The 22,384-nt window shown below is 68.0% G+C and carries 17 protein-coding genes and 2 tRNA genes; 18 read left to right on the forward strand and 1 reads right to left on the reverse strand.

Annotated features, from left to right (window positions below):
* Positions 1–223: 223 nt before the first annotated feature.
* The 8 genes from ppnN to GQ674_RS06080 all read left to right on the forward strand — a co-directional run bounded on the left by ppnN (position 224) and on the right by GQ674_RS06080 (position 8,759).
* On the forward strand, positions 224–1,612 hold the full coding sequence (ppnN, locus tag GQ674_RS06045) for a nucleotide 5'-monophosphate nucleosidase PpnN (protein WP_159496358.1): 1,389 nt from the start codon (positions 224–226) through the stop codon (positions 1,610–1,612).
* A 185-nt stretch (positions 1,613–1,797) separates the two neighbouring features.
* Positions 1,798–2,310: a GspH/FimT family pseudopilin gene (locus tag GQ674_RS06050; protein ID WP_328803874.1), complete on the forward strand. Its 513-nt coding sequence runs from the start codon at positions 1,798–1,800 to the stop codon at positions 2,308–2,310.
* On the forward strand, positions 2,307–2,789 hold the full coding sequence (gene pilV / locus GQ674_RS06055) for a type IV pilus modification protein PilV (RefSeq protein WP_159496359.1): 483 nt from the start codon (positions 2,307–2,309) through the stop codon (positions 2,787–2,789). The genes GQ674_RS06050 and pilV overlap by 4 nt, the downstream gene beginning before the upstream one ends.
* An 11-nt stretch (positions 2,790–2,800) precedes the next feature.
* Positions 2,801–3,946: a PilW family protein gene (locus tag GQ674_RS06060; protein ID WP_236546205.1), complete on the forward strand. Its 1,146-nt coding sequence runs from the start codon at positions 2,801–2,803 to the stop codon at positions 3,944–3,946.
* A gap of 2 nt (positions 3,947–3,948) precedes the next feature.
* A complete protein-coding gene (locus GQ674_RS06065) occupies positions 3,949–4,464 on the forward strand; it encodes a PilX N-terminal domain-containing pilus assembly protein (RefSeq protein ID WP_159496361.1) in 516 nt (171 codons plus the stop codon).
* A 10-nt stretch (positions 4,465–4,474) separates the two neighbouring features.
* Positions 4,475–8,200 carry a PilC/PilY family type IV pilus protein gene (locus GQ674_RS06070; protein ID WP_159496362.1) on the forward strand — a complete coding sequence of 1,242 codons (3,726 nt, stop codon included), beginning with the start codon at positions 4,475–4,477 and terminating at the stop codon, positions 8,198–8,200.
* A gap of 62 nt (positions 8,201–8,262) precedes the next feature.
* Positions 8,263–8,631 (forward strand): type IV pilin protein, encoded by a 369-nt coding sequence (locus GQ674_RS06075; protein ID WP_201290260.1) that lies wholly within the window; start codon positions 8,263–8,265, stop codon positions 8,629–8,631.
* Positions 8,632–8,682: 51 nt separating this feature from the next.
* Positions 8,683–8,759 (forward strand) — tRNA-Asn (locus GQ674_RS06080).
* 83 nt (positions 8,760–8,842) lie between these two features.
* Here the strand turns inward: GQ674_RS06080 and GQ674_RS06085 are convergent.
* Positions 8,843–9,346 carry a GspH/FimT family pseudopilin gene (locus GQ674_RS06085; RefSeq protein WP_159496363.1) on the reverse strand — a complete coding sequence of 168 codons (504 nt, stop codon included), beginning with the start codon at positions 9,344–9,346 and terminating at the stop codon, positions 8,843–8,845.
* A 208-nt stretch (positions 9,347–9,554) separates the two neighbouring features.
* Between GQ674_RS06085 and uvrB the strand changes: the two genes are divergently transcribed.
* The 10 genes from uvrB to uvrC all read left to right on the forward strand — a co-directional run bounded on the left by uvrB (position 9,555) and on the right by uvrC (position 22,380).
* Entirely contained in the window at positions 9,555–11,579 is a 2,025-nt protein-coding gene (gene uvrB / locus GQ674_RS06090; protein WP_128097146.1) for an excinuclease ABC subunit UvrB, read from the forward strand.
* 107 nt (positions 11,580–11,686) lie between these two features.
* Positions 11,687–11,761, forward strand: a tRNA-Val gene (locus tag GQ674_RS06095).
* A gap of 188 nt (positions 11,762–11,949) precedes the next feature.
* Positions 11,950–14,352 (forward strand): DNA internalization-related competence protein ComEC/Rec2, encoded by a 2,403-nt coding sequence (locus GQ674_RS06100; protein WP_159496364.1) that lies wholly within the window; start codon positions 11,950–11,952, stop codon positions 14,350–14,352.
* Between the two features lie 3 nt (positions 14,353–14,355).
* Positions 14,356–15,027, forward strand: a complete 672-nt coding sequence (locus GQ674_RS06105; protein WP_128097145.1) for a MotA/TolQ/ExbB proton channel family protein — start codon at positions 14,356–14,358, stop codon at positions 15,025–15,027.
* 3 nt (positions 15,028–15,030) lie between these two features.
* A complete protein-coding gene (locus GQ674_RS06110) occupies positions 15,031–15,453 on the forward strand; it encodes a biopolymer transporter ExbD (protein ID WP_128097144.1) in 423 nt (140 codons plus the stop codon).
* The gene (gene msbA / locus GQ674_RS06115; RefSeq protein ID WP_159496365.1) at positions 15,450–17,198 is read left to right on the forward strand and encodes a lipid A export permease/ATP-binding protein MsbA; all 1,749 of its coding nucleotides are present in this window, start codon (positions 15,450–15,452) and stop codon (positions 17,196–17,198) included. Before GQ674_RS06110 ends, msbA begins: the two co-directional genes overlap by 4 nt.
* Complete coding sequence (gene lpxK, locus GQ674_RS06120) at positions 17,198–18,220, forward strand: tetraacyldisaccharide 4'-kinase (protein ID WP_159496366.1); 1,023 nt, start codon at positions 17,198–17,200, stop codon at positions 18,218–18,220. The genes msbA and lpxK overlap by 1 nt, the downstream gene beginning before the upstream one ends.
* A gap of 48 nt (positions 18,221–18,268) precedes the next feature.
* Positions 18,269–19,042, forward strand: coding sequence for a 3-deoxy-manno-octulosonate cytidylyltransferase (kdsB, locus tag GQ674_RS06125; protein WP_159496367.1), 774 nt, complete (start codon positions 18,269–18,271; stop codon positions 19,040–19,042).
* Positions 19,043–19,120: 78 nt separating this feature from the next.
* Positions 19,121–20,536 (forward strand): hypothetical protein, encoded by a 1,416-nt coding sequence (locus tag GQ674_RS06130; protein ID WP_159496368.1) that lies wholly within the window; start codon positions 19,121–19,123, stop codon positions 20,534–20,536.
* Positions 20,533–22,380 (forward strand): excinuclease ABC subunit UvrC, encoded by a 1,848-nt coding sequence (gene uvrC / locus GQ674_RS06135; RefSeq protein ID WP_159496369.1) that lies wholly within the window; start codon positions 20,533–20,535, stop codon positions 22,378–22,380. The genes GQ674_RS06130 and uvrC overlap by 4 nt, the downstream gene beginning before the upstream one ends.
* Positions 22,381–22,384 lie beyond the last annotated feature (4 nt).

Here is a 22,384-nt window from a genome sequence, read left to right on the forward strand (position 1 = left end):
CAGGACCTGTTTTTGTGGCCGGCCGCCAGCGCTGGGTCGTCTCCTTGCCAGATGGCTCGCCTGCATGTATCTTCGATGGGTTGCGCGGAAATAAGCGCGCCGCAGCGGGGCCAGAGGCCGCGCTGGCGTCAGGATGTATCCAACGGTCGGGCTTCCCGGCCGTTTTGCTTTTTAAGGGGGCAGCAGTACAGTCGTCTACCTTGAGGAAGCGAAAAGAATGGAAATGAAGATCACCGAAACGCCGGCGCGGACGCTGCCGGTGCAGGACGCGCGGATCTACCCGCGCGGTGGACTGGATGTGTTGTCGCGCGCCGAGGTGGCACGCCTGCGCGATGCATCCGGCGGTGGCATGCACGAGCTGCTGCGCCGTTGCGCGCTGGCCGTGCTGACCAGCGGCAGTGCCTCCGACGATCCGCGCGCGGCGCGCGATCTGTACCCCGATTTCGACATCCAGGTGGCCCAGCAGGATCGCGGTGTGCGCATCGACCTGGTGAACGCACCGGCGATGGCCTTCGTCGACGGCGAGATCATCCGCGGTGTCGCCGAACTGCTGTTTGCCGTGGTCCGCGACCTGGCCTACATGGCCATCGAAATGGGCCCGGCCTACGCGGCCGAACTGGAGTCCTCCGAAGGCATCACCAACGCCGTGTTCGGGCTGCTGCGCAACGCGCGCATCCTCAACCCGGGTGACCCGAACCTGGTGGTGTGCTGGGGCGGCCACTCGATCGGCCGCGATGAGTACCTGTACACCAAGCAGGTCGGTTACGAGCTGGGCCTGCGCGGCCTGGACATCTGCACCGGCTGCGGCCCGGGCGCGATGAAGGGCCCGATGAAGGGCGCCACCATCGCCCACGCCAAGCAGCGCAAGCACGTTACCCGCTACATCGGCCTGACCGAGCCGGGCATCATCGCCGCCGAGTCGCCGAACCCGATCGTCAACCACCTGGTGATCATGCCGGACATCGAGAAGCGTCTCGAAGCGTTCGTGCGGATCGGCCACGGCATCATCGTGTTCGCCGGTGGCGTCGGTACCGCCGAGGAAATCCTGTACCTGCTCGGCATCCTGCTGCGCGAGGAAAACAAGGACCTGCCGTTCCCGCTGATCCTGACCGGCCCGACCGTGGCTGCGCCGTACTTCGAGCAGATCGACCGCTTCATCCGCCTGACCCTGGGCGATGCGGCCGCCGCGCGCTACGAGATCATCATCGGCGACCCGGTGGCGGTGGCCCGGCGCATGTCTGCCGGCATCAAGCGGGTGCGTGAGCACCGCCTGGAGCAGAAGGATTCGTTCTTCTTCAACTGGTCCATCGAGATTCCGTGGGAGTACCAGCAGCCGTTCGTGCCGACCCATGACGCCATGGCCGCGCTGGACCTTCACCACGGGCGCCCACCGCATGCCCTGGCGGCCGACCTGCGCCGCGCGTTCTCCGGCATCGTGGCCGGCAACGTCAAGGAAGACGGCATGCGCCGCATCGAGGAGTTCGGCCCGTTTGAAATCCACGGCGACGCCGACATGATGCAGGCCCTGGACGAGCTGCTGCGCGCCTTCGTCGAGCAGCGCCGGATGAAGATCTCCGGTGAGTACCAGCCCTGCTACAAAGTGCTGGCCTGAGTCTGCGGCCCCGGCCTGAGGGCCGGGGTACGAGGTGGGCGGGCAGGGCGCAGCCCGCCGCCCAAGCCCCCTGTGGCGTCAACGCCTTGACGCCTGTCGCCCCCGGATGACCGTTCATCCTGCCGCCCCTTGCCGGCGGGCGGCGCGGCGTCCATCGTCTGTCACATCACGCTGGGGAGCGTTCCATGTCCATGCGCCCATCCAAGGGTTTCACACTGGTCGAGTTGATGGTCACCGTCGCGGTGGTCGCCATCCTGTCGGCCATCGCCTATCCGAGTTTCCAGGGCACCATCCGCTCCAACCGTCTGGCCGCCGGCCACAACGAGTTGCTGGGCCTGGTCAACCTGGCGCGCAGTGAAGCCATCCGCAACAGCCGCGGTGGCGGCGTGTGCGGCAGCAGCGACGGCAATACCTGCGACGGCGCCTGGGGCGTCGGCATGATGGCCTTCTCCGACATCGACCATAACGGCCTGTACGGCACCGGCGACACGGTACTGCGGTTCAACAAGATCGGCAGCGGCCTGGTGGTACAGGGGCCCACCGCACCGATTGCCTTCGACGGGCGCGGCCGCCGCAAGCTGGCGGCCGACCAGACGCTGGTGATGCGGCCCGACAAGTGCGGCAGCCAGCTGCTCCAGCGTACCGTCACCATCAACGCCTCCGGCCAGATCAGCGCCGTGAAGGGAGCCTGTCCATGAAGCGTCGTCCCGCCTCCCGTCGCGCTGCCCAGGGCGGTTTCACCCTGCTGGAAGTGCTGATCGCCATTGTCATCCTGGCCTTCGGGCTGCTGGGGTTCGCGCTGCTGCAGACCGCCAACATCCGGTTCGTGCAGAGTGCCAACTACCGTACCCAGGCCACCAACCTGGCCTACGACCTGACCGAGCAGATGCGCAGCAACCGGCACCAGTCGGCGTGGTACACCAATGCCACCTTCGCCCCCGGAACCAAGGCGGCCACCGACACGGCCTGTACGCGTCCGGTGAGCAACGCGGTGACGATCGATCAGAACATTTCCCGCTGGCAGTGCCAGGTAGTCAAGGCCATGGGCGCCAATGCCGGCGCCACCGTGGTCATGGTCAATGGCGCCGCCACGGTCTCCATTACCTGGGCCGACGACCGGTGGGATGCAAGCAACCCTGACTCGCCCACCACCTTCGCCCTGACCACCCAGCTATGAGTTCCCTGTCCATGTCCAGAGCGCGCCAGACCGGCCTGTCGTTGGTGGAACTGATGATCGCCATGGCCATCGGCCTGGTGCTCATGCTGGGTGTCATCCAGATCTTCATCGCCTCGCAGTCGGCCTCCCGGCTGTCCGAGGGCGTGGCCCGCGTGCAGGAAAACGGCCGCTTCGCGCTGGACTTCCTGGAGCGCGATGTCCGCATGGCCGGGCACATGGGGTGCGTGAACGATCTGGCGCACATCGTGAAGGAGTTCGGTGACCCGCGGATCACCACCGGCGCGACGGCAGGCAGTGGCGCGCCTCTGGATTTCAACGTGGCCGTGCAGGGCTATGAAGCCCCGGGTACGGCGCCGAACGCCACCCTGGTGGCCGGCGGCGGCACGATCCCGGTCGGCATGCCGACCACCATCACCGGCCTGGTGCCTGCGCCGATGGCCGGCAGCGACGTACTGGTGCTGCGTTACATGGCCCCCGAGGGCGTGCCGGTAATCGGTGTCACTGCCACCACCTTGACCATGGATGCGGCCAAGGCGGCGCGGCTGAACCTCAACGGCGTCGCCGCACCCACCGTGTTCGGCGTGGCCGACTGCAACTCCGCGCAGGTGTTCCGCGGCTCCGTCAGCGGCGCCACGGTGACCGCCACCGGTGGCGTGGACCTGTCCCGGTTCGTGGCCGCGCCCCTGGCGCCGACCATGGTCTATCGCGCCGAATCGGTGGTGTATTACGTCGGTCGCAACGCCGCCACCGGCGAGCCCGGCCTGCGCCGCGCACGCGCAGGCTCCGCGGGCACCTACGTCATCAATGAGGAGCTGGTGGAAGGGGTGGAGAACATGCAGCTGCTGTTCGGCCTGGACACCACCGCAAACATCAGCAAGGCCACCCAGCCGACCGGCAACATCACCGCCCAGGCGACCGCATCGGGCGTGACCACGCAGGCCAACGCCACCGGTGTGGGGCAGTGGCGTCGCGTCGGCCTGGTGCAGGTGGGGCTGGTGCTGCGAAGCCCGGGCGCGGCCACCGTGGCGGCCTCGGATGTAGCCTCCGAGCTGGGTGTGCTGGGCACCAAGTACGACGCCAGCGGCCTCAAGGACGGGCGCTACCGCACCTCTTACGAAGTCAGCATCGCGCTGCGCAACCGTCTGTTCGGGAACTGACCATGGCGACCAGAAACGCTCCGTCCCTCTCCAGCCGCCGCCACCAGCAGGGTGCGGTGCTGTACGTGGCCTTGATCATGCTGATCCTGCTGGCGCTGCTCGGCATCGCCGGCATGCAGGTGGCCGGCATGCAGGAAAAAATGGCGTCCAATTACCGCGCGGTGAACCGCTCGTTCCAGAACACCGAGGGCGTGGTGCGCACCGCCGAAGCGACGGCGACGGCCGTCTTCAACCGCACCGCGCCGCCGGCCGGCGCGCTGTTCACCGAGAGTGCCATCACCCTGGACTGCAACGCGTTCGACGCGGTGGAGTGGGCCGAGCAACGCAGCACCGGTGCCGCGCCGGCCGTCAACGTGCGTCGCATCGACTCCTGCGGGGGGGACGTTTCAGGCAATTCCAACAGCATGGGGAAGTCCGGCGATACGCCGACGGCGACGTACCAGATCACCGGCTTCTCGGCCGACACCCCGGCCAGCCCGACGTCTGCGTCGGTCGTCGACACCATTTTCAAGCTCTGAGGACGCGGCCATGGCCACGCGCACGTTCAAATGGATTACCGCTGCCTCGGCCGTTGCCCTCGCGGGCATGGGGCTGCTGGGCTACAACCTGATCGCCGCGCAGGCGCAGGGGGCGCTGGCACAGGCGCCGCTGAACAACCAGGTGCAGACGCCCCCGGCGTTCATCATGGCGGTGGATGACTCCGGCTCGATGACCTTCCAGACCCAGTTCCCGGGCATGGACGGCGAGGGCTGCTGGGACACCGGCCGCAAGAGCTTCTTCGATTCCAACGGCAACCTGAATACCTCCGGCAACTGCGATTACTTCTACCTGCTGCCGGGTACGCGCATCAACAATTACTACGGTATCCCGCCGATCGATCAGCTCGGGTTCTCGCGCTCGTCCGACTTCAACCCGACCTACTTCAACCCCGCGGTGAAGTACGAGCCCTGGGTGGCAGGCACCGGCGTGTCCTACGGTGACGCCGGCCTGCAGGCCACCCGCATCGACCCGCGCAACACCGCCACCGTGGCGCTGGCGTCGCTGTACTACAGTACGTCGGCCTCCGATTCTTTCCGTATGCAGGACGGCATGGTGATCCCGGCCGGCACGTTCTACCGGTACGGCAATACCAACTACCAGCGCAACAGCGACTACACCTGGAACAACGGGGTAGCGACGGTTTACATGGAGTACACGCCGGCCACCTTCTTCACCCGCTGGACCTCGGCCAACGACCCGTACCCGCAGATTCCGGGGGTGAACAACGCCTACAACGGCGTCACCCGCGTCCGCGTGACCAATGCCTGCGGTACCAACTGCTCGATGTGGAAGTACACCATCGGCGCGGGCAATACCGCAGCGCTGCAGAACTTCGCCAACTGGTACTCGTACTACGGCAACCGCAACCGCGCGATGATCGCCGGCATGACCCGTTCGCTGGCGGACGTCAACAACCTGCGCGTGGGTTACTTCCGCATCAATCAGAACGGCAGCTACGACAGCGGCTCGGACCAGAGCAAGCGGCTGACCATGCGTGACATGGCGGTCAATGCCGACAAGCTGGCGCTGTACACCGACATGATCTCCCTGACCGCCAGCGGCGGTACGCCCAATCGGCAGGCGGTGAATGCGGCCGCGCTGCAGTTCACCCGTACCGACGCCGGTGCGCCGGTACAGCTGTCGTGCCAGAAGAACGCGGTGATGCTGTTCACCGACGGCTTCAGCAATGGCGGCGGTCCAACCGTGGGCAACAACGACGGCGGCATGGGCAGCCCGTTCCAGGACGGCAACAGCAACACGATGGCCGACATTGTGAGCAAGTATTACAACAGCGTGGGCGGCGCCTCGCCGTTGCGCACCGACCTGACCGCCGGCCAGGTACCGGTGCCGCAGGCCTGCAAGACCGGCAATCCGGACAAGAGCCTGGACTGCCAGACCAACCTGCACCTCAACTTCTACGGCGTCACCCTGGGCGCGCGAGGCAACCTGTTCAACCCGGACCTCGACCAGAACCCATACACCGACGCGTCGATCTACGGCAACTGGCCGCCGCGCCAGGACGACCAGCGCAGCACGGTGGACGACATCTGGCATGCCACGGTCAATACCCGCGGTGAGTACATCAATGCGCGCACCCCGGAAGAAATCACCACCGCCATGCGTCGCGTGCTGTCGTCGGTGACCTCGGGCGCCTCGCCGTCCGGTGGCTCCGGTTCCAGCGGCGCCCGCGTCGGCGCCGGTTCGATCACGGTGGGCCCCAGCTACGAAATCGCCAACGAAGGAACCGACTGGTTCGGTCGCCTGTCGGCCAGTGCGCTGTCGGTCAATTCGCAGCGGCAGGTAGTGTCCACCCCGATCTGGGAGGCGGCCGCGCTGCTGCCCAGCAGTGGGCGCAAGGTGTTCTACACCAAGGACGGCACCACCCGTGAGTTCAACGATGGCAGCGTGACGCTGGCCGACCTGTGCACCAAGTCGACCGCGCTGTACCCGGGCATGTCCCGCTGCAGCGCCGCCGAGCTGACCGCGCTGGGGGCCACGGCCACCACGGCGGTGGCCTACCTCAAGGGTGATCAGAGCGGCGAAGTGAAGAGTGGCGGCAAGCTGCGCGATCGCACCACGCGGCTGGGTGACATCGTCAACTCCAGCCCGGTGGTGAGCGCGCCGGGCGATGACTTCGGTTACCGCCGTCTTGGCGGCGACCTGGCCACGTCGTACCAGACCTACGTGACCAACAAGCGGGCCAACGCCAACTACATGGTCTATGTAGGCGCCAATGACGGCATGCTGCATGCCTTCAATGGCGGCATGAACGGCGCCGGCACCCAGATCGCAGGGGGCGGCACCGAGGCATTCGCCTATATCCCGTCCACGGCGTTGGGCCACATGGGCAACCTGCTGTTCCCGTACAACGCCAAGAATCTGAACGACCAGAAGTTCGATCACCGGTACTACGTCGACGGCAAGATCACCGTGGTCGATACCCGTTACGGCAACAACTGGCATACCACGCTGGTGGGCGCCTCCGGTGCGGGTGGCCGCAGCGTGTTCGGGCTGGACGTGACCCCGGGCACCACCTTTGGTGCCAGCAGCAAGCTGTGGGAGATCAGCGACCTGGATACCGCGCTGTCGGCCGACGTGCGCAACAACATCGGCCACGTGCTGGCGCGCCCGGTGATCGTACCCATGCTCGACAGCAGCGGTACGCCGGTCTGGCGGGCGGTGTTTGGCAATGGCTACAACAGTGCCAATGGCAAGGCCGTGCTGTTCCTGGTCGACATCAAGACCGGCACGCCGACCATTTCGATGATCGAAGCGGTGGAATCCGGTGCCGGGGTGCCGACCGGCAGCAACGGCCTGGGCAGCGTGGTGGTGGTTGACCGGTACGGCGGCACCAGCCAGCAGACCCGCGGCAGCGACGGCTACGCCGACACCGCCTACGGTACCGACCAGAAGGGCGCGGTGTGGAAGTTCGACCTGCGCAGCCGCGCCAACGTGACGGTGCCGCTGTTTACTACGCGCAGCTACACCGAAGGCGGCCGCACGCTGCGCCAGCCGTTCACCGGCGGCATCGAGTCGATGTCCGGTCAGCTGGGTGGCAACATGCTGTTCTTTGGTACCGGCAGCTTCTCCTTCGTGGGCGATCCGTCCGACGTGTCGGTGCAGTCGCTGTATGGCGTCAACGACACCACGGACGGTGCGGTCACCACGACGCTCACCCGCGCCAACCTGGGCGGCAGCAGCGTGATCACCAGCGGCGGCCAGCGTACGCTCAGCACCGGTACACCGCCGAGCGACAGTCGCGGCTGGTACGTCGATCTGCCAGCCGGCGAGCGCTTCGTGGGCAACCCGACGATTTCCGAGGGTGTTGTCTACCTGCCCACCTATGTGCCCACGCCTGGCAACGCCGGCTGCGCTTCGTCGGGTACCAACTGGCTGTTCGGCCTGCAGTCGGGCACCGGCGGCGGTGCGTTCGGTCAGTCGCGTCTTGACTCGACCACCGGCACGGTGATCTCCGATGGCGTGGCAGGGCTCAGGACCGATTCGACCGGCAGCGCCGCCGTGACGGACGTCGGTATCAATTCGCTGCCGGGGACTGGTCTGGCTGCAGGCGGTACCGGCGGCAGTGGCACCTCGCCGCCGTCGGGTGTGCCGCCGACACCGCCGAACGAGTGCTGGAACTACGTCAACAACGGCAATCAGCGGATCTTTGTGCCGTATCCTTGTGGTCGTCAATCGTGGAGGCAGATCCAGTGACCCGTTATCGTTGTCATGCACGCGGCAGGTCGCGAGTGGTGGGCTTCACCCTGATCGAGCTGATGGTGGTGGTGGCCGTGATCGCCATCCTGAGCGCGGTGGCGTACCCGAACTACACCCAGTACGTACTGCGCTCCAAGCGCGCGCAGGCCAAGGCCGAGATGGTCGAGTACATGCAGCGCGCCGAACGCATGCATACGCTCAACAACAGCTACGCGGCGTTCAAATTCAGCGAGACCGGTACGCAGACGATCAACTCGCCGCGCACCGGCACCGCCGCCTACCAGCTGACCATCAACCCGGGTGCCCAGACGTACACCATCACGGCCGTTCCCCAGGGCGGCCAGGCCAAAGACAAGTGCGGCACGATGACCGTCAACCAAGCCGGCCAGAAGACGCCTGCCACGGCGTCCGGGGTGACCTGCTGGTAAGTGCGCGGAGTGTTGCAAGGTCGGGTGTGAGCGTCTAGAATGCGCCTCCCCGCCCGAATAGCTCAGCCGGTTAGAGCACTTGACTGTTAATCAGGGGGTCGTTGGTTCGAGTCCAACTTCGGGCGCCAGATCCTGAAAAGGCTGCGAGAAATCGCAGCCTTTTCTTTATGTTGCGCATGGCCGACACGCGAGTCGCCCGCGCGCAATCCGATCAGGGTGGACACCCCCCTGGACGCCGCACGCTCTCCGAGCGCACCCGCCCGCTGTTGTTCACCACGACTTCTGCCATCAAGTCACCCCGGACGCAGATCTGCAGGGTGAGATTGGTACCCCAGGCGCGGCCATCGGGCAGGAAGCGCAGATGCCGTCGCCCATCGCTGGAGCGGATCGTCCAGCCGGGCGGGTAGCCCGGCGTGTGATGCCGCAGCGCTGGACCCTCCGCGGTGGCCGGGCCCCCCTCCGGTCCCGCGCGGTGGACGATCCAGCCCGTCGCCCAGCCGTTCGCATCCCCGCTGCAGGTTGTGCCATCGATGCTGGCGCACACCCGGATGGCCTGGCGCTGCTGGATGGCGGCCAGCCGCGCGAAGGCCAGGTGGCTGCTCAGCACCTGCCGCGCGCTGGCGGCCCGCTGCCGGTCCAGCAGCGGCTGCAGGCCGGGCAGGGCGATGGCGCACAGCACGGCTGCGACGGCGAGGGTCACGGTCAGTTCAAACAAGGTCAACCCTGCAGCAGGGCGGAGCGGTATCCAACGGCGGTTCGTGGCGGTCACGGCGCGTCCATCCATCACAGGAGCAGGTGACCAGCCTGGGTCGCAGGGGGTGCGGTTCCCATCGGCGGAACGCAGTCGCCAGGCTCAGGCTTCCCCTCAGCCGGCCGTCACCATTGCCCCCGGTATACTGGTAGGCCCCGGATATGGCGGCACCATGAGCGATCGCTTCGAACTTGTCTCCCCGTATTCGCCGGCCGGCGACCAGCCCGCGGCGATCGAGAAGCTGACGGCCAACTTCGAGGCGGGCATCGCCAAGCAGACCCTGCTCGGCGTGACCGGCTCGGGCAAGACCTACACCATTGCCAACGTGATCCAGAACGTGCAGAAGCCGACGCTGATCATGGCGCCGAACAAAACGCTGGCCGCGCAGTTGTACGGTGAGTTCAAGTCGTTCTTCCCCAACAACGCGGTCGAGTATTTCGTCAGCTACTACGACTACTACCAGCCCGAAGCCTACGTGGCCGCGTCGGACACCTTCATCGAGAAGGACAGCTCGATCAACGAGCACATCGAGCAGATGCGCCTGGCCGCCACCAAGACCCTGCTGTCACGCCCGGACGCGATCGTGGTGGCCACGGTCTCGGCGATCTACGGCCTGGGCGCGCCGGAAGACTACCTGTCGCTGCGCCTGATCCTGTCCACCGGCGAGCGCATCGAGCAGCGCGACCTGATCAACCACCTGACCTCGCTGCAGTTCACCCGCAACGAGTACGAGCTGCAGCGCGGCACGTTCCGCGTGCGCGGTGAAGTCATCGACGTGTTCCCGGCCGAGTCGGACAGCGAAGCGGTGCGCATCGAGCTGTTCGACGGCGTGGTCGAGCAGATCAGCATGTTCGACCCGCTCACCGGCGAAAGCCTGCGCAAGCTGATGCGCTACACGCTGTATCCCAAGACCCACTACGCGACCACCCGCGAGCGCGTGCTGGCAGCGGTGGAAACCATCAAGGCCGAACTCAAGCCGCGCCTGGAGCAGCTCTACGAACAGAACAAGCTGGTGGAAGCCCAACGCCTGGCGCAGCGCACTCAGTTCGACCTGGAAATGATGGCCGAGGTCGGGTTCTGCAACGGCATCGAAAACTACTCGCGCCACCTCACCGGCAAGGCGCCGGGCGAGCCGCCGCCGACCCTGTTCGATTACCTGCCGCCCGATGCGCTGCTGGTGATCGACGAGTCGCACGTGACCATTCCGCAGATCGGCGCGATGTTCAAGGGCGACCGCTCGCGCAAGGAAACCCTGGTGGAGTTCGGCTTCCGCCTGCCGTCGGCGCTGGATAACCGCCCCTTGCGTTTCGAGGAGTGGGAGGCCCGCTGCCCGCGCAGCATCTATGTGTCGGCCACGCCCGGCCCGTACGAACTGCGCGAAGCCGGCGATGAGATCACCGAGCTGGTGGTGCGCCCGACCGGCCTGATCGATCCGGTGGTGGAGATCCGCCCCGTGGGCACCCAGGTCGACGACCTGATGAGCGAAGTCAACGAGCGGATCAAGCTCGGCGACCGCGTGCTGGTCACCACGCTGACCAAGCGCATGGCCGAGAACCTCACCGACTACCTCACCGAGCACGGCATCCGCGTGCGCTACCTGCATTCGGACATCGACACGGTGGAGCGGGTGGAGATCATCCGCGACCTGCGCCTGGGCAAGTTCGACGTGCTGGTGGGCATCAACCTGCTGCGCGAAGGCCTGGACATGCCCGAGGTGTCGCTGGTGGCGATTCTGGACGCGGACAAGGAAGGTTTCCTGCGTTCCACTGGCTCGCTGATCCAGACCATCGGCCGGGCCGCACGCAACCTGCGTGGCAAGGCGATCCTGTACGCCGACAAGATCACGCGCTCGATGCAGGCGGCGATCGACGAAACCGACCGTCGTCGCGCCAAGCAGGTCGAATACAACGAACTGCATGGCATCACACCCACGTCGGTGCTGCGGCCGATCACCGATGTGCTCGAAGGCGCGCGCTCGGATGCGGCCGAGAAAGAGTCGCGTGGCAAGGGCAAGGGGCGCGGTGGCAAAGTGGCCGAAGAGGCGGTGGATTACCGCACGCTCGGTCCGGCCCAGATCGCCAAGCGGCTGCAGGCACTGGAGCAGAAGATGTACCAGCACGCCCGCGACCTGGAGTTTGAAGACGCCGCGCAGGTACGCGACCAGATCCGGCAGCTGAAGGAGGCCAGCCTGGGCTGAACAGCGCGTTGTGAAATATCTTCACAAAAGTGTTGCGCTTGCCGGGGGACGTCCGTAATATACGCGGCCTGCCCCGACGCATTCGCAACGGCGCAGACGCAGGAAACGGGCGGTTAGCTCAGCGGTAGAGCACTACCTTGACATGGTAGGGGTCACAGGTTCGAACCCTGTACCGCCCACCACTCCAGTCGCAAAGACTGCAGTGGCACCCACAGAAAAGCCGGCCATCAGGTCGGCTTTTTCGTTTGGGTCGACGTTGACCTGCTGGCATGACGACGCCCCGACATTCACCCACATCCGGATGGCGAGCTGCCTGATGGTGCGCATGTCCGCGCCGGCCCAGCATCGGGTTTTGTGCCCGGAGCGTTGCATGGTTATCGCGGCAGCCCGAGAGGATGCGCCAGCGGCGGTTCCACTTCCCCTGTTCGGCAAGGCCTGCGCCGCGACGCTGCTGCTTGGCGTATGCATCACCGTGTTCGCACCGCAGTTGCTGCCGCGTGCGCTGGGGATGGTGGCGGTCTGTGCGGGCATGATCGTGTGGGGGTGGCCTTCGCGATGGCGATGCCTGGGCGCTGCGCTGCTGGGCATGGGCTGCGCGGCCCTGCATGCGCACGCGTCGCTTGCTGGGCAGTTGCCGGCCGGAGCAGCGGCCATCGATCACATGCTGCAGGGCAGGGTGGTGAGCCTGCCCGATCACGGCGCACGCAGCACCCGTTTCCTGTTCCGCGTTGACGACGATGCCGCGCTGCCACCCTATGTGCGTGGCCGCCTGTTTGCGATGGGCTGGCCTGCCCGCCCCGATGGCAGCGAGGATGCGCGTCGACACGTGCAGGCCGGCGCACGCTGGGTGCTGCATGCACGTCTGCGGCCGCCACGGGGGCTGCGCAATCCCGGTGGTTTCGACGCGGAGCGCCACGTCCTGGTGCAGGGGCTGGCGGGGTCCGGGCAGGTTCGTGAACCGGCACGCGCGCGCATGCTGGCGCCTGCCAGTGGCGTTCCGGCCTGGCGTGAGCGCATGGCGGCGTCCATTGCCTCGCAGGTGCATGGCGAAGAGGCGCGTTTCGTGCAGGCGCTTGCACTGGGCGATACCCGCGCGCTCACCCAGGCCGACTGGGACGACCTGCGCGCGCTCGGGCTCACCCATCTCATCGCGATTTCCGGCTTCCATGTAGGGCTCGTCGCAGGCTTCGCGGCCTGGCTGGCGGCGTGGGTCTGGCGCGCATGGCCACCGCTGGGCCGCTACTGGCCACGACCGCTGGGGGTGGCGGTTGCCGCCGTGTCCGGGGCCGCGCTGTACGCCGCCGTGGCCGGCTTCGCGCTGCCCACCGTGCGCACCGTGCTGATGATTGCGGTGCTGGCCGCCGCACGCTGCAGCCGGCGCCGGGTGACCGTCGGCCAGTCACTTGCGCTGGCCGCCCTGGCGGTGTTGCTGGTGGATCCGCTGGCGGTGCTGGCGCCCGGCTTCTGGCTCAGCTTCGCCGGGGTGCTGTGGCTGGTCTGGTGCCTGCCGGGGCGCGACCCGCGTTGGCTGCGCACCTTCCTGGTGGCGCAGGGCGTGGCCACGCTGGCGCTGCTGCCGCTCACCGTGGCGCTGTTCGGCCAGGCCTCGCGTGCCGGGCCGCTGGTCAACCTGCTGGCGATTCCCTGGTGGAGCCTGGTGGTGGTGCCGCTGGCGCTGCTGGGCACGGCGCTGGAGGCAGTGGTCGCGGGTGCGGGGCGCTGGCCCTGGCAGCTGGCCGCAGGGTGTTTCGAGGGCAGCTGGTGGCTGCTCGGCTATGCGGCCCGCAGCCCGCTGGCGCTGTGGTGGCTGCCGCAGGCCCGCGACGCGGCGCTGCTGGTGGCGTTGCTCGGGGTTGGCTGGCTGCTGCTGCCACGCGGCAGCGGTGGTCGGCTGCCGGCGGTCCTGCTGTGCCTGCCATTGCTGTGGCCGGCCCAGTCCCGGCCCGGCGAGGGGGAGGTGGAACTGCTGGTCATGGACGTGGGGCAGGGCATGGCGATATGGGTGCGCACCCGCACCCACCGGTTGCTGTACGACACTGGCCCCGCGGCGGCGGGCGGGTTCGATGCCGGCGAGCGGATCGTGGTGCCGACCCTGCACGCGCTGGGCGAGGGGCGGCTGGATCGACTCGTGCTCAGCCATGGCGATCGCGACCACGCGGGCGGGGTTGCGGCGGTCAGGCGCGGGTTCGCGGGTACGCCGCTGCTGGCGCCGCAGGGCGCGCTGCCGGGCATCGACGCCCCCTGTCATGCCGGGCAATCCTGGCGCTGGGACGGGGTCGGCTTCCAGGTTCTGCACCCCCGGCCACGCACGCCCTACCAGGGCAACGAAAGCAGCTGCGTGCTGCGTATCGTGACCGCGCATGGCGCGATTCTGCTGGCAGGCGACATTGGCGCGCGCAGCGAAGCGCAGCTGCTGCAGGCATCCTCCGCGCTGCGGGCCGAGCTGGTGGTGGTGCCGCATCATGGCAGCGACGGCTCTTCCAGTGCCGCCTGGGTGGCCGCGGTGGCGCCCAGGCTCGCGATTGTCTCGGCCGGGCATGGCAACCGCTTCCGGCACCCGCGCCCGGCCGTGGTGGCGCGCTGGCGGGGCGAGGGGGCCGAAGTACTGACCACTGCCGACAGTGGCGCGTTGCGCGCCTGGCTCGGGCGTGAAGGCCTGCACGTGCGTGAACAGCGGGTTTTTCAGCCGCGTTGGTGGGATGCCGCGGAGCGGGCGCGGTCGGCTGCTATCCTATCGGCGGTCAAACAAGCGGCTGATGGGCCGGAGGGTTGAAACGTGTGGGAACTGGTCAAGGCCGGTGGCTGGCCGATGGTGCCGCTGCTGCTGTTGGGCGTACTGGCTTTGGCAATTGTCCTGGAGCGTTTCTGGACCTTGCGGCGTAACGAGGTCCTGCCCCCGGGGCTGGGCCAGGAAGTGCGCAACTGGGCCGCGCGCGGCAAACTCGATCCCAGCCACATCCAGTCGCTGCGCGCCAACTCGCCCCTGGGTGCGCTGCTGGCCGTGGCACTGGAAGCACGCAACCGCCCGCGCGACCAGATCCGCGAACGCATCGAGGATGCCGGTCGCCACCTGGTGCACCGCATGGAGCGTTTCCTGAATGCCCTGGGCACGATCGCCTCGGCCGGCCCGCTGCTGGGCCTGCTGGGCACCGTGGTGGGCATGATCCAGATGTTCCTGGGCATCCTCGACCACGGCGTGGGCGACGTGAACCAGCTGGCCGGCGGTATCGGCAAGGCGCTGGTGTGCACCGCCACCGGCATGATCGTGGCGATTCCGGCGCTGATGTTCCATCGCTACTTCAAGGGCCGCATCGGCGGCTACGTGATCGAGATGGAGCAGGAAGCCAGCGCGCTGCTGGATGCGCTGGACGGTCGCCCCGGGGTGATGAACACCGGCGCACGTGCGCCGACAGCGGCGCCGGCCGCACCCGTCACGGCCAAGGGCTGACGGATGCGCATCCGCAATGACCGGGTCCAGGACGAGCCGCACATCGATCTGGTACCGCTGATCGACGTGATCCTCGTGCTGATCATCTTCTTCGTGGTCACCACGACCTTCGACGCGCGCTCGACCCTGCAGCTGCAGTTGCCGACCGCCAGCCAGCAGGACAACAGCGAGCCGCCGCGTTCGCTCAGCGTGCTGGTCAACGCCGAAGGGCGCTATTTCATCAATGACCAGGAAGTGCTGCGCACCGACGTGGAGTCGGTCAAGCAGACCATCGCCGCCGTGGCCGGCAGCGACCGCGAACAGACGGTGCTGCTGCGTGCCGATGCCCGCACGCCGTACCAGGCCGTTGTCACCGCCCAGGATGCCCTGGGCCAGCTCGGCTTCCGCCGCATCGCCATCGCAACCGCGCCGGAGGTGCGTCCATGAGTAACAAACACGCGCCGATCTGGCCGATCTACAAACGTCTGCTCGGTTACACCCGCGCCTACTGGACTTTCATGGTGGCGGCAGTGATCGCCATGGTCGTCGAGGCGCTGGCCGGCTACCACTTCACCAAGCTGATGGAACCGCTGGTCAACCGCGGCTTCGTCAATCCCGAGCCGCGCATGGCGGTGATCCTGCCGTTGACCATCCTCGGCCTGTTCATGATGCGCAGTCTGGCCACCCTGGTCAGCGATTACGCGCTGGCCCGGACCGGCCGCAGCGTGGTGCGCGACCTGCGCGAACAGGTGCTGGAAAAATACCTGCATCTGCCGTCGGCGCATTTCGACAGCGAGGCGACGCCGGTGATGGTCAGCCGCCTCAACTACGACACCGAGCAGGTCACCCAGGCCAGTGCCGACGCGCTCAAGACCCTGGTGGCAGACACCCTCACCATCATCGCGATGCTGGTGGTGATGCTGCAGATGAGCGTCAAGGTCACCGTGGCCATGCTGGTGGTGGTGCCGCTGATCGGCGTGATCGTGTCGTTCGTGGGCAAGCGCTACCGCCGCATCAGCCGGGGCATCCAGGACGGCATGGGCAGCATGGCGCAGACGGCCGAGCAGTCACTGGCCGCGCAGCAGGAAGTGAAGGTGCACGGTACCCAGGCGCACGAGATCTCGCGCTACTCGCGCCTGGCCAACCGCATGCTGGGCCTGAACATGAAGGTGGAAACCACGCGTGCACTGGCCTCCAGCACCGTCCAGTTCCTGGCGGCGTTGGCACTGGCGGTGATCGTGTGGGTGTCCACCCGCGAAGCCCTGGCGGGCAAGCTCAATGCAGGCCAGTTCATGGGCCTGATGACCTCGATGATGGCCATCATCCCCTCGCTGCGTCGGTTGACCAGCGTGCAGACCTCGATTTCGCGCGGCGTGGCCGCCGCCGAGCGCCTGTTCGGCATCCTCGACCTGCCGGTCGAGCGCGACGAGGGCATCAAGAAGATCGGCCGAGCGCGCGGCGAGCTCGCCTTCGAGCACGTGATGCTGCGTTACCGTGAAGATACCGGCATTGCCCTGGACGACATCAGTTTCGTCGCCAAGCCGGGCACGGTCACCGCCATCGTCGGGCGCTCCGGCAGTGGCAAGACCAGCCTGATCCGTCTGGTGCCGCGTTTCTACGAACCCAACGGTGGCCGCATCACCCTGGACGGCGTTCCGCTGGAGGACTACCCGCTGGCCGACCTGCGCCGCCAGGTGGCCATGGTCGGGCAGAAGGTGATGCTGTTCGACGACAGCGTGGGCGCCAACATCGCCTACGGCATGGATGCCAGCGAAGACCAGATCCGCGCCGCCGCCGAAGCGGCCAACGCCTGGGAGTTCATCGAGCGGATGCCGCAGCAGTTGCAGACGCCGGTGGGCGAGAACGGCGCGCTGCTGTCCGGCGGCCAGCGCCAGCGCCTGGCGATCGCACGCGCGATCCTGCGCGATGCACCGGTGCTGATCCTGGATGAAGCCACCGCCGCGCTCGACAACGAATCCGAACGCCTGGTCCAGGACGCGTTGCAGCGCCTGATGCCCGAGCGCACCACGCTGGTGATCGCACACCGCCTGTCCACCATCGAACACGCCGACCAGGTGCTGGTCATGGACCACGGCCGCATCGTCGAGCGGGGCACGCACCACGAGCTGTTGGCCCTCGGCGGGCTGTACGAGCACCTGCACAAGATGCAGTTCCGCGAAAGGCAGGCGTGATGGCGGCCAAGGGCACCCCGACGCCGTCGTACTGGTACGACGGCAGCGCCATCCCGTTGCCGGCGCGGTTGCTTGCCCCGGTATATGGCGGGGCCATCGCGCTGCGCAGGATGCTGTATCGGCGGGGCTGGCTGAAGCGCCATGCGCTGCCGGTGCCGGTGGTGGTGGTGGGCAATGTCACCGCCGGTGGCACCGGCAAGACCCCGCTGACCATCGCGCTGGTCAAGCGCCTGCGTGACGCCGGCTGGAAGCCTGGCGTGGCCAGTCGCGGTTACGGTCGCGACGAGCCCGGCACGGCGCGTTGGGTGGAGGCCACCACGTCCACCGTCATCGGCGGCGACGAACCGGTGCTGATCGCGTGGAAGGCCGGCGTGCCGGTCCGCGTGGATGCCGACCGCGTGGCGGCAGCCAAGGCGCTGGTCGAGGCGGGCTGCGACATCATCGTCTGCGATGACGGCCTGCAGCATTACCGGCTGGCCCGCGATATCGAGATTGAAGTGGTCGACGCGCAGCGTCGCTACGGCAACGGGCGGCTGATCCCCGCCGGGCCATTGCGCGAACCGGTCAGCCGCGCCAACGACTGCGATTTCCGCGTGGTCAACATGGGCCAGGCCAGTGATGGCGTCGGCGCGCAACCGGCGTGCGGCTTCGGCGAATGGCCGATGCAGCTGCACATTGACAGCGCCCAGCCGCTCAGCGGCGGCCGCCCGCGCACGCTGGCGCATTTCCGTGGCCAGCGCGTGCATGCGGTGGCTGGCATTGCCCACCCGCAGCGCTTCTTCGACATGCTGCGCGCGCAGGGTATCGGCGTGGTGCCGCACGCGTTTCCCGATCATCACGCGTACCAGGCCGCCGACTTGCGATTTGGCAGCGAACTGCCCGTATTGATGACCGAGAAGGACGCAGTGAAGTGCAAGGTGTTCGCCAACGAATGGCACTTCGCCGTGCCGTTGGCGGCCGACCTGCCCGCCGCGTTCTGGGTGAACCTGCTCGACCGCGTCGACAAGCTGGGCAAGCACTGAGCGTTTCGCCCGCCGCATCGACTCCCCTGACATTTTCGTGAGTCCCACATGAGCCAGCCCCTCGATTTCGTTGTCGCCATTCCGGCCCGTTACGCGGCCTCGCGCCTGCCGGGCAAGCCGTTGCGCCTGCTCGGTGGCCAGCCGCTGGTGCTGCGCGTGGCCGAGCGTGCGCTGCTGGCCGGCGCACGCGAGGTGTGGGTGGCCACCGACGACGCGCGCATTGCCGATGCGCTGCAGGGTCTGTCCAGCGTGCGCGTGGCGATGACCTCGGCCGATCACGCCTCCGGCACCGACCGCCTGGCCGAATGTGCCGCACAGGCCGGCTGGAGCGACGACACCGTGGTGGTGAACCTGCAGGGAGACGAGCCGTTCGCGCCGGCCGAAGGCATCCGCGCGGTGGCCGAGGCGCTGGTCTACAGCGGGGCGGAGATGTCCACCCTGGCCACCCCGGTGGAAGACGCGGAGACCCTGTTCGACCCCAATGCGGTCAAGGTGGTGCGCCGGCAGAACCTGGATGCGCTGTACTTCAGCCGCGCCCCGATTCCGTGGCACCGCGACGCCTTCGCGCGCTCGCGCGACACCCTGGCGGGACCGCACTGGCTGCGTCACATCGGCATCTACGGCTATCGTGCCGGCTTCATGCGCCAATTCGCGGCGTTGCCGCCGGGCACGCTGGAGCAGCTGGAGTCGCTGGAGCAGCTGCGCGCGCTGGAAGCGGGGCATCGGATCAGCGTGGCGCTGACCCCGGCCGAGTTCCCGCCGGGCATCGACACCCCCGAAGACCTCGCCCGGGCCGAAGCCTGGCTGGCGGCGCAGGGCTGACCGGGCGGCGCGCGCAGGCCGCCGTCGGATTGACGCGGCACGACGATTGCATGACGCCGACTCCGGCATAATCGGGGCATGAACGTACAGCCCGTCCAGGACCTGCCCGAATTCGCCACGTGGCTCAACGCCACGCCGACCACCCTCACCGAACTGCGGGGGCGGCCGGTGGTGCTGGCCTTCGTCAACGCCGCCTCGGTGTGGTGCGCGCAACGGCTGGCCGAGTTGGCGCAATGGCAGTCGCGCAACCCGGGCAAGCTGCAGTTGCTGATTCTGCAGGTGCCCCGCTTCGACTGCGAGCGCGATCCCGCGCAGGCGCTCAAACTGCTGCGTCGCCAAGGCCTGATCGGCCCCGCGCTGCTGGATGCGGACTGGGACGGCTGGCGCCGCTTCGGCGTGACCGCCTGGCCGACCCTGGTGCTGCTGGACGCGCAGGGGCGCGAGCGCGACCGCCTGGTCGGGTTCGGCGGCGAGCTGGAACGCGCGCTCAATGCGCTGTGCGAAGGCGGCGCCCGACCGGTCGACGGCGACATGGCGCTGGTCCGCGAACTCAACCCCGAGCCGCGCCTGCCGCTGTCCTTCCCGACCGGCCTGGTGGCCACCACCGAGCGCCTGTACATCGCCGACAGCGGCCACCACCGCGTGCTCGAATGCAGCCACGGCGGGCGCGTGCTGCGCCAGTTCGGGCTGGGCACCGCCGATTTCATGGACGGCGGGCCGGCCGAGGCGGCCTTCAACCGTCCCCAGGGCCTGGCCCTGGAGCGCGAGTCGCTGTACGTAGCCGACACCGGCAACCATGCCCTGCGCCGCATCCACCTGCTGACCGGCCAGGTCGACACGCTGTGCGGCACCGGCCGCCCGGGCGAGCCGATCGAGGGGCCGGTGGCGCAGCCGCGCCAGACCGCGCTGAACCATCCGCAGGGACTGGCGGTGGCCGACAACCAGATCCACATCGCCATGGCCGGCGACAACCGCATCTGGACCTACCACCTGGGCCAGCGCAGCCTGCACTGGCGCGCCGGCTCGGGCGCGATCGACGAACGCGACGGCAGTGGCCACCTGGCCGCATTCGCGCAGCCGACGTCGCTGGCGGCGGTGCAGCAGGTGCTGTACGTCTGCGATGCGCTGGGGTCCTCGATCCGCGCCATGCAGCTGCGCGGCGATCTGGTGCAGACGCTGGTCGGGCAGGGCCTGTGGGCGTTCGGCGAGCAGGACGGCCCGCGTACGATCGCCCAGCTGCAGCACCCGCAGGCCATCGCGCTCAGCCCGGATGCGCCGTTGCTGTGGATCGCCGATGCTGGCAATGGCCGCCTGCGGACGCTGCGCCTGGGCGGCGGTGAGTTGAGCACGCTGGAACTGCCGCGCCGCCTCCACGGCCCGGCCGGGCTGGCCCTGGGCGGTGGAGCGGTGTGGATCGCCGAGACCGACGCCCATGCCGTGCTGCGTTTCGACCCTGTCAGTGGCGTATTGAGCGAAGTCCCGATCAGCGAATGACTGTTTCTACCGCACCCGCCTTCGATGGCAAGGCATTCGCGGCCCACCTGAGTACCGCGCCCGGCGTTTACCGCATGTACGCCGCCGACGACAGCCTGCTGTATGTCGGCAAGGCGCGTGCGCTGCGCAACCGGGTGGGCAGCTACTTCAACGGCACGCCCAAGACCACGCGGATCATGTCGATGCTGTCGCAGGTGGCGCGCATGGACGTGACCGTGACCCGCTCGGAGGGCGAGGCACTGCTGCTGGAAAACCAGCTGATCAAGTCGCTGTCGCCGCGCTACAACGTGTCCCTGCGCGACGACAAGACCTATCCGCACGTGCTGCTTACCCGCGAAGACTGGCCGCGCATCGCGCTGCACCGCGGGCCGCGCGCGGTGCCGGGCCGGTATTACGGCCCCTATCCGGGCGTGACCGCCGTGCGCGACACGCTCAACCTCATGCACAAGCTGTTCAAGCTGCGCAGCTGCGAGGACAGCGTGTTCCGCAACCGCTCGCGGCCCTGCCTGCAGTACCAGATCGGCCGCTGCAGCGCGCCATGCGTGGATCTGGTAAGTGCGACGGACTATGCCGAATCGGTGCGCCGCGCCTCGATGTTCCTGGAAGGGAAAAGCGACCTGCTCGCGCGCGAACTGGGCACCCAGATGCAGGCGGCCAGCGACGCGCTGGAGTTCGAGCAGGCCGCACGGCTGCGCGACCTGGTCACCGCGCTGCGCAGCATGCAGACCCGCCAGTACGTGGACGGCCGCGCCGCCGACCTGGACGTGCTCGCCTGTGCCACCCGCGGCGCCAATGCCTGCGTGATGCTGCTGGCCTTCCGTGACGGCCGCAACCTGGGCACCCGGCCGTTCTACCCGCGGACCAACGGCGAAGAGAGCGCCGAGGAGATCCTGGCGGCGTTCGTGTCGCAGTATTACGCCGAACACTCGCCGCCCCGCGAAATCCTGCTGGACCGCGAAATTCCGGATGCCAGCCTGATCGAATCCGCGCTCTCGGCCTCGGCCGAGGTCAAGGTGCAGCTGAAGTGGAACGTGCGCGGCGAGCGCGCCGGGTATGTCGAACTGGCCAGCCGCAACGCGCAGATCACCCTGGTCAGCGAGCTCACCAGCCGCAGCGCCCAGCATGCGCGCAGCGAAGACCTGCGGCAGATGCTCGGCCTGGCCGAGCAGGTCAAGCGGGTGGAGTGCTTCGATATCAGCCACACCATGGGCGAGGCAACCGTGGCCTCCTGCGTGGTGTTCGATGCCGCCGGCCCGGTACGCAGCCAGTACCGCCGCTTCAACATCAGCGGCATCGAGCCGGGCGATGACTACGCGGCGATGCGGCAGGCGATCGACCGCCGCTTCCGTCGTGCGGTGGAAGAAGACGGCGTGCTGCCCGACCTGCTGCTGATCGACGGTGGCGCCGGCCAGCTCGGCCAGGCCCAGGCGGCACTGGCCGACCTGGGCGTGGACGGTGTGATGCTGGTGGGCGTGGCCAAGGGCGTGGAGCGCCGGGCAGGGCACGAGGCGCTGGTGCTGCCCGATGGCCGCGAACTGCGCCCCGGCGCGGCCTCGCCGGCCCTGCAGTTCATCCAACAGGTACGCGACGAGGCTCATCGTTTCGCCATCACCGGCCACCGTGGGCGCCGCCAAAAGGCGCGCATGACCAGCAAGCTGGAGGATATCGCTGGCATCGGCCCGCGCCGCCGCGCCAGCCTGCTCAAGCATTTCGGGGGGCTGGTCGGCCTGAAGGCGGCCGGGGAGGCAGAAATCGCGAAAGTCGAGGGCATCAATGACGCCCTCGCTGCGCGCATCTACGCTAACCTTCATGGACTGCCCACGCCCGACGCGGCGGGCGAGTAGAGAG

It is taken from the genome of Stenotrophomonas sp. 364 (assembly GCF_009832905.1).
GTDB lineage: Bacteria > Pseudomonadota > Gammaproteobacteria > Xanthomonadales > Xanthomonadaceae > Stenotrophomonas > Stenotrophomonas maltophilia_AP.

What these genes read in the sequence shown, in the direction of transcription:
- ppnN (WP_159496358.1), top strand. Translation starts at nt 224, where the DNA reads ATGAAGATCACCGAAACGCCGGCGCGGACGCTGCCGGTGCAGGACGCG.
- GQ674_RS06050 (WP_328803874.1), top strand. Translation starts at nt 1,798, where the DNA reads ATGTCCATGCGCCCATCCAAGGGTTTCACACTGGTCGAGTTGATGGTC.
- pilV (WP_159496359.1), top strand. Translation starts at nt 2,307, where the DNA reads ATGAAGCGTCGTCCCGCCTCCCGTCGCGCTGCCCAGGGCGGTTTCACC.
- GQ674_RS06060 (WP_236546205.1), top strand. Translation starts at nt 2,801, where the DNA reads ATGTCCAGAGCGCGCCAGACCGGCCTGTCGTTGGTGGAACTGATGATC.
- GQ674_RS06065 (WP_159496361.1), top strand. Translation starts at nt 3,949, where the DNA reads ATGGCGACCAGAAACGCTCCGTCCCTCTCCAGCCGCCGCCACCAGCAG.
- GQ674_RS06070 (WP_159496362.1), top strand. Translation starts at nt 4,475, where the DNA reads ATGGCCACGCGCACGTTCAAATGGATTACCGCTGCCTCGGCCGTTGCC.
- GQ674_RS06075 (WP_201290260.1), top strand. Translation starts at nt 8,263, where the DNA reads ATGGTGGTGGTGGCCGTGATCGCCATCCTGAGCGCGGTGGCGTACCCG.
- uvrB (WP_128097146.1), top strand. Translation starts at nt 9,555, where the DNA reads ATGAGCGATCGCTTCGAACTTGTCTCCCCGTATTCGCCGGCCGGCGAC.
- GQ674_RS06100 (WP_159496364.1), top strand. Translation starts at nt 11,950, where the DNA reads ATGGTTATCGCGGCAGCCCGAGAGGATGCGCCAGCGGCGGTTCCACTT.
- GQ674_RS06110 (WP_128097144.1), top strand. Translation starts at nt 15,031, where the DNA reads ATGCGCATCCGCAATGACCGGGTCCAGGACGAGCCGCACATCGATCTG.
- msbA (WP_159496365.1), top strand. Translation starts at nt 15,450, where the DNA reads ATGAGTAACAAACACGCGCCGATCTGGCCGATCTACAAACGTCTGCTC.
- lpxK (WP_159496366.1), top strand. Translation starts at nt 17,198, where the DNA reads ATGGCGGCCAAGGGCACCCCGACGCCGTCGTACTGGTACGACGGCAGC.
- kdsB (WP_159496367.1), top strand. Translation starts at nt 18,269, where the DNA reads ATGAGCCAGCCCCTCGATTTCGTTGTCGCCATTCCGGCCCGTTACGCG.
- GQ674_RS06130 (WP_159496368.1), top strand. Translation starts at nt 19,121, where the DNA reads ATGAACGTACAGCCCGTCCAGGACCTGCCCGAATTCGCCACGTGGCTC.
- uvrC (WP_159496369.1), top strand. Translation starts at nt 20,533, where the DNA reads ATGACTGTTTCTACCGCACCCGCCTTCGATGGCAAGGCATTCGCGGCC.